Here is a 404-nt window from a genome sequence, read left to right on the forward strand (position 1 = left end):
ATCGAGTAGTGCCACGCAATCACCGCGCTGCTGGGCCAAGCTATCCATCGCAAGCTGCACGTCTGGACTGGCGTGGCCCGAGTTCAGCAGGATGTTGATCTTGTACAGCTGCTTGTTCGCAAACACGTTCCATGCGCCAGCGACTTGAAGCGACGTAACAGCACCGCCCGAGTTACCGCCCGCCATATTCACAGGAGTACTGACCGATGAGATAATGGGAAGAGGTGTCGGCAGGCTCGGTACGTTCGACGTTACCCGAATGTATTGCGAGAACGGGTTAATCGCTTGTTCAAGCTCTGTCTCCAGACCATTGCTGTCCGTGTAATCGGTCAGCGAACAGTTGAATTGCTCGATCGGGTACTGAGTGCTGCGTGTCGTGTCGTACACCGAAACACCAAACGTCG

General features: G+C 55.2%; 1 protein-coding gene. It reads right to left on the reverse strand.

From position 1 onward, the window contains the following. On the reverse strand, positions 1 to 404 hold a 404-nt coding region (locus tag AC1RPU_RS07910; RefSeq protein ID WP_481769630.1), incomplete at both ends, for a hypothetical protein.

The organism is Dellaglioa sp. CoH-55-MRSF-7, from assembly GCF_056782235.1.